We start from the raw sequence: 5,029 nt of genomic DNA on the forward strand, positions 1-5,029 counted from the left end.
TGGTGGTGGGTCGGGGGGTTTTTGGGGAAACCCACCTTGGGCCGGGGAGGCTTGTTCGCGGCGAACCCCCGCAAACAGGCCCATTCAGGCAGCGAAGATCAGAAGCTCCCGCGCAAGGTCACCGACACATTGCGCGGATCGCCCCAGTAGTAGCCGGTCGGCGTCGGTGCCACCTGGCGGTAGTACTGCTTGTCGAAGATGTTGTTGGCGTTGACCTGCAACGAGTAATGGTCGTTGAAGCGGTAGTTGACCATCGCGTTGTACACCGCATACCCCGACTGCGTGGCGACCGCGGTGCCGCTGCGGTTGTAGATGTCGCTCTGGGCTTGCACGCCACCACCAATGGTCCAGGCGTCCAGCTCACCCGGCAGGCGGTAGCTGGTGAACAGTCGCAGCATGCGCTTGGGATCGGTGGTGCGAATCGCATTGCCGGTGTTGCTGGTGGTGTCCTTCAGGTACTCGGTGGTGTTGTAGGTGTAGCCACCGGTCACGTTCCAGCCCGGCAGCACTTCGCCGGAAATCTCCAGTTCGAAGCCCTGGCTGCGGTTCTTGCCGGCCGCAACCTTGCAGTAGCCACTGGTGTAGTTGGGTGGGCAAGGATTTGGCCCGCTGATGTCGTCCAGCGGGTTGCCGACCTGATAGATGCGGAAGAACGCCAGCGAGGTGTTCAGCCGCCCGTCATAGAACTCGCCCTTGATGCCAGTCTCGTAGGCCTCGCCGGTGACCGGCGCGAGCACCGAGCCAGTGGCGTCGGTGGCGGTCTGCGGGTTGAAGATCTCGGTATAGCTGGCGTAGGTGCTGAAGTTGTCGTTGAGGTCATAGATCAGCGCCGCGTAGGGCACCACTTCGTTGTCGACACTGAACTTGCCGTTGGAGCGGGTGTTGTTTTCCTGCTCATAGTCGTACCAGTTGGTGCGCGCGCCGATGATCGCGGTGAGCGGATCGGCCAGGGAAATGCGCCAGGTGGCGTAGGCGCCTTCCTGGGTGGTGCGGGTGCGCACCGGGTGGGCGAGGATGTTGATAGGCGGGTTGGCCAGGCTGGTCTTGGGGTCCCAGTTGCGGATGTCGAACACCCCCGACTGAACGTTGTTGGTGGCCGAGGCGTAGGAATCGTTGCGGATGCGCTCGACGCCCAGCATCAGCTCGTGGGTGCGGCCCAGCAGGTCGAACGGGCCATTGAGGGTCGCGCTCAGGTTGTTCTGCAGGCTCTCGCCGCCATCGCCTTCGGTGACCTGGTAGCTCATCAGGTACGGGTTGTTGGTGGGGTTGGCGGCGCCGGTGGCGCGGGTGAAGTAGGTCTGCTTGAAACCATCGTCGGCCAACTCGAAGTGGGTGCGCTGGGCCATCAGCTTGAGCTTCCAGTCGTTGTCGAAACGATGTTCGAGCTCGGCGAAGGTTTGCAGGTTACTGCGGTTCCAGCGGTTCCAGTCGGCACCCAGGTAGGTGCTGCGGCCAAACGGCAGCGGCGAGCCGTCGTAGTTGGCGGGCAGGTTGCCCCAGGCGCCGGTGGCGTCGAGCTTGGTCCATTCAAGGCCGGTGGTGAGGGTGGTGCTGTCATTCAGGTCGAAGGCCAGTACGCCGTACAGCACGTCCTTGCGTTCCTGGCGCGACTCCTGGAAGTGGTCCTTGTCGTCGTGCACGGCGATGATCCGCCCACGCACGTTGCCGGTTTCGGTCAATGGCCCGGAGATGTCGGCGACATAGCGCTGGGCGTTCCAGGTGCCCAGGGTAATGCTGCCGCTGCCCTGGTATTCGTAGGTCGGGCGCTTGCGCACCAGGTTCACCGTGCCCGAAGGGTTGCCCGCCCCGCGCAGCATGCCGGTGGCCCCGCGCAGGATCTCGGCGCGGTCGATGATCGCCGAGTCGCTCTGGATGAACGAGCCGCCGCCGCTGCTCTGCACCACGGTGGCGCCGTCGTACTGGATGGCGTCGATCGAGTAGCCGCGCGAGTAATACTGCACGCGCTCGCTGTCGGTCAGGTTGACCACCACGCCCGGGGTCTGCTCGAGCAGGTTGGTGAGGTTGGTGATGTTCTGGTCGTCGATGCGCTGGCGGGTGACCACGGTCACCGACTGCGGGGTGCGGCGGATGCTTTGCGGAGTCTTGCCGATGGTCACCGCGCCGGTGGTGTAAGAACCGGTGTTCTCGGTGGTCTCGCCCAGGCGGTCGCTGGAAATGCTGGTGGCGCCAAGCTCGAGTGCATCACCGACGTCCAGCGCCGGGATCAGCATGAAGCTCTTGTCGCTCTGTTGCTGAACTTGCACGTTGCTGCCCTGCAGCAAAATCGACAGGGCCTGGGCGCTGTCGTAGCTGCCTTGCACGCCACGGGTGGTCTTGCCCTGGAGGCTGTTCGCGTCGAACGACAGGTTCAGGCCGCCCTGGCGGGCCATCTGGTCCAGCGCTGGGGCCAACGGGCCGGCCGGGATGTTCCAGGCGATCTGCTGGTTTTGGCCTGCCGGGGCGGCGAGGGCTTGGGCCGAGAGCGTGGCGCTGGCAAGGCCCAGGCCGAAGGCCGCGGCGTGGATGGCATTGCGCAGCCTGTCGTTGCGGGGGGAACACGGGCGAATCATGAAGCGCTCCTGAAGGTTGGGGAGACCACTTTTCGGGCTTTGTTCCTTCAGGCCGGACGAGAATGAGATTCCACCTCATTTATTTTCGTCGATGCATGTTGACTGGCCAAACGTCCCAGGGTCAGGCCAGGTCGATGCTCACCCAGTAGCGCGTGCGGTAGTCGATGCGCACCGGCAGGGTTCGTGCGATCAACAGCAGGATCTGATCGATGTCTGCCAGTTGATAAGTCCCCGAGACCTTCAGCCCGGCGACTTCCGGTGCGCATCTGAGCAGCCCCGGCCGATACCGCGAAAGCTCGGCCACGAACTCGCCCAGTGGCATCTGCTGCACACTGAGCACGCCATCGGTCCAGCCCCACGGGTCGCCATGCAGGGTCGCCACCTCGGTTAGCCCCGAGGCACTTACCTGCAGCACCTCGCCGGTCTTCACCCACCGTGGGCGAGCGGAGGAGGGGAACAGCAGCACCTCGCCACGGCGAACCGCCAACAGCAGGCCGTCGTCGTTCTCGCGCAGCAGCAACTGGCCGTTGCGGGTGTCCATGTCGGCGATGGCGGTGTCGATGTGGAAGGTGCGGTTGTCGCTGGCGTTGCTGTCCAGGCTGACCTCGCCGCGAATCAGTGTCAGCAGGCGCTGGTCGGCGCTGTAGCGCAGGTCGATGGCGCTGGCGGTGTTGAGCTGGATGCGGCTGCCGTCGCTGCCTTGCAGGTCGCGGCGCTCGCCGGTGGCGGTACGGCTGTCGGCCATCAGCGCGGGCAGGCCCAGGGGCTCGCGCGCGGTCCAGAGAGCCCCCCCGGCAACCGCGAATCCGACCAGCAGCTTGAGGTTGTCGCGCCGGCTCATGCGTTGCCGCTGGCTGCCCTCGAGGGTGCGTCGGCTCAGGTCGGGGGGCAGGCCGGCCAGTTCGTTGCCCAGGCTGTTGACCCGCTGCCAGGCCAGGGCGTTGTGCGGATGGCTGTGCAGCCAGTGCTGGAATTGCTGCTGGTGGTGCGCCGATGGATCGTCGAAGCGCAGTTTCACCAGCCAGTCGATCGCCTCGTCGACCTGGGCCTGGGCCGGGATGCGCTCAGGCGTCGGCATAGCGCAACCGATAGCAGGTGCCCAGCGCCCGGGCCAGGTCGCGCTCGACCGTGGCCCGGGACACCTCCAGGCGCATGGCGATCTGCGGGATGCTCAGGCCATCGAGCTGGGCCAGCAGGAACGCCTGGCGCACCCGGGGTTTGAGCAGGTGCAGGGCGCGGTCGAGGCGTTCGAGGGTGTCGAGGATCACCAGGCGATGCTCCTCGCTGGGCGCTTCGCTTTCGGGCAGGCAGGCCAGGCTTTCCTGATAGGCGCGTTCCAGTGCGCGGCGCCGGAACTGATCGATCATCAGGCCGCGGGCGATACTGCTGAGGTAGGCGCGTGGCTCTTTCAGCGGTGAAACCTGACGCGCGCGCAGCAGGCGCACGAAGGTGTCCTGGGCGAGGTCCGCGGCATGCTCCCGGCAGCCGACCCGGGCCCGCAACCAGCCGCGTAGCCAGGCATGGTGGGTCTGGTAGAGCAGATCGATTTCGGCAGGCTTGAGCATGTCGTTCATCTGCATCGTGGCTGCGGCCCTGGTTGCGAGGAAAGAGTGGGGGAGTGAGTGTGAATAGTTCTCAATTCTATGCGGGGCAATGCTGTCGGAGCAATGGCATACCAGGAATTTGTCGCGCAAGATTCGGCGATCTGGCGATGAACGGTTGGTCTAACATGGGTCTTTCAGTTCATTCCACGGGTAACGTGCCATGATCCATGCCGATCTCTCGCCGCACGCCTATCAGCAGGCGATCGACTTCCTCAGCGGGCTGGACCCGGACTGGGCCCGGCATATCGCCGCGGTCGGGCCGTGCCTGCACCGCGCTACGCCTGGGCGTGAGCCGTTCGAGGCGCTGGTGCGGGCGGTGGCGTACCAGCAACTGCATGCCCGGGCGGCCGAGGCGATACTCGGGCGCTTGCTGGCGTTGTATCCGCAGGTGGCGTTTCCTGCGCCGGAGCAGTTGCTCGCCACCGACCCCGAGGTGTTGCGCGGTTGTGGCCTCTCGGCGAGCAAGCTGGCGAGCATCCTGCACATCGCCCAGGCCCGTCTCGACGGGGCCGTGCCCGGGCGCGAAGAAGCGCTGGCGATGAAGGATGAGGCGCTGATCGAGCGGCTGGTGGCCTTGCGTGGCGTGGGGCGCTGGACCGTGGAGATGTTGCTGATCTACAGCCTGGAGCGTTCGGACATCCTGCCGGTGGATGACTTCGGGGTACGCGAGGGATACCGTCGCCTGAAGGGGTTGGAGAGGGCACCGACACCGGCGCAGATGCGCTCGCTGGGTGGGGTGTGGAGCCCGTATCGGACGGTGGCGGCCTGGTATCTCTGGCGGGCTTGAGGTGGGGGCCTTTTCGCGGGCAAGCCCGCTCCTGCATGGGCGCGCTGTCTCTTGTAGGAGCGGGCTTG

4 protein-coding genes are annotated in these 5,029 nt (G+C 65.6%); 1 reads left to right on the top strand and 3 read right to left on the bottom strand.

Going from position 1 to position 5,029, the window contains the following annotated elements; all coding sequences use genetic code 11:
* Nucleotides 1–98: 98 nt before the first annotated feature.
* The 3 genes from ACPZMI_RS12635 to ACPZMI_RS12645 all read right to left on the bottom strand — a co-directional run bounded on the left by ACPZMI_RS12635 (nucleotide 99) and on the right by ACPZMI_RS12645 (nucleotide 4,150).
* Nucleotides 99–2,570 (bottom strand): TonB-dependent siderophore receptor, encoded by a 2,472-nt coding sequence (locus ACPZMI_RS12635; protein ID WP_426352341.1) that lies wholly within the window; start codon nucleotides 2,568–2,570, stop codon nucleotides 99–101.
* Nucleotides 2,571–2,691: 121 nt separating this feature from the next.
* The gene (locus ACPZMI_RS12640) at nucleotides 2,692–3,648 is read right to left on the bottom strand and encodes a FecR domain-containing protein (RefSeq protein WP_186667629.1); all 957 of its coding nucleotides are present in this window, start codon (nucleotides 3,646–3,648) and stop codon (nucleotides 2,692–2,694) included.
* Nucleotides 3,635–4,150: a sigma-70 family RNA polymerase sigma factor gene (locus tag ACPZMI_RS12645; protein ID WP_186667630.1), complete on the bottom strand. Its 516-nt coding sequence runs from the start codon at nucleotides 4,148–4,150 to the stop codon at nucleotides 3,635–3,637. The genes ACPZMI_RS12640 and ACPZMI_RS12645 overlap by 14 nt, the downstream gene beginning before the upstream one ends.
* A gap of 184 nt (nucleotides 4,151–4,334) precedes the next feature.
* On the opposite strand from ACPZMI_RS12645, the gene ACPZMI_RS12650 reads away from it, so the two are divergent.
* Nucleotides 4,335–4,961, top strand: a complete 627-nt coding sequence (locus tag ACPZMI_RS12650) for a DNA-3-methyladenine glycosylase family protein (protein WP_426352342.1) — start codon at nucleotides 4,335–4,337, stop codon at nucleotides 4,959–4,961.
* Nucleotides 4,962–5,029: the final 68 nt, after the last annotated feature.

Origin of the sequence: Pseudomonas wayambapalatensis, assembly GCF_049942315.1 — a bacterium.
In the GTDB taxonomy this organism is placed as follows: Bacteria; Pseudomonadota; Gammaproteobacteria; order Pseudomonadales; family Pseudomonadaceae; genus Aquipseudomonas; species Aquipseudomonas wayambapalatensis.

Excerpts from the sequence above, each read along its gene's own strand:
- ACPZMI_RS12635 (WP_426352341.1), bottom strand. The coding sequence starts at position 2,570 with ATGATTCGCCCGTGTTCCCCCCGCAACGACAGGCTGCGCAATGCCATC.
- ACPZMI_RS12640 (WP_186667629.1), bottom strand. The coding sequence starts at position 3,648 with ATGCCGACGCCTGAGCGCATCCCGGCCCAGGCCCAGGTCGACGAGGCG.
- ACPZMI_RS12645 (WP_186667630.1), bottom strand. The coding sequence starts at position 4,150 with ATGCAGATGAACGACATGCTCAAGCCTGCCGAAATCGATCTGCTCTAC.
- ACPZMI_RS12650 (WP_426352342.1), top strand. The coding sequence starts at position 4,335 with ATGATCCATGCCGATCTCTCGCCGCACGCCTATCAGCAGGCGATCGAC.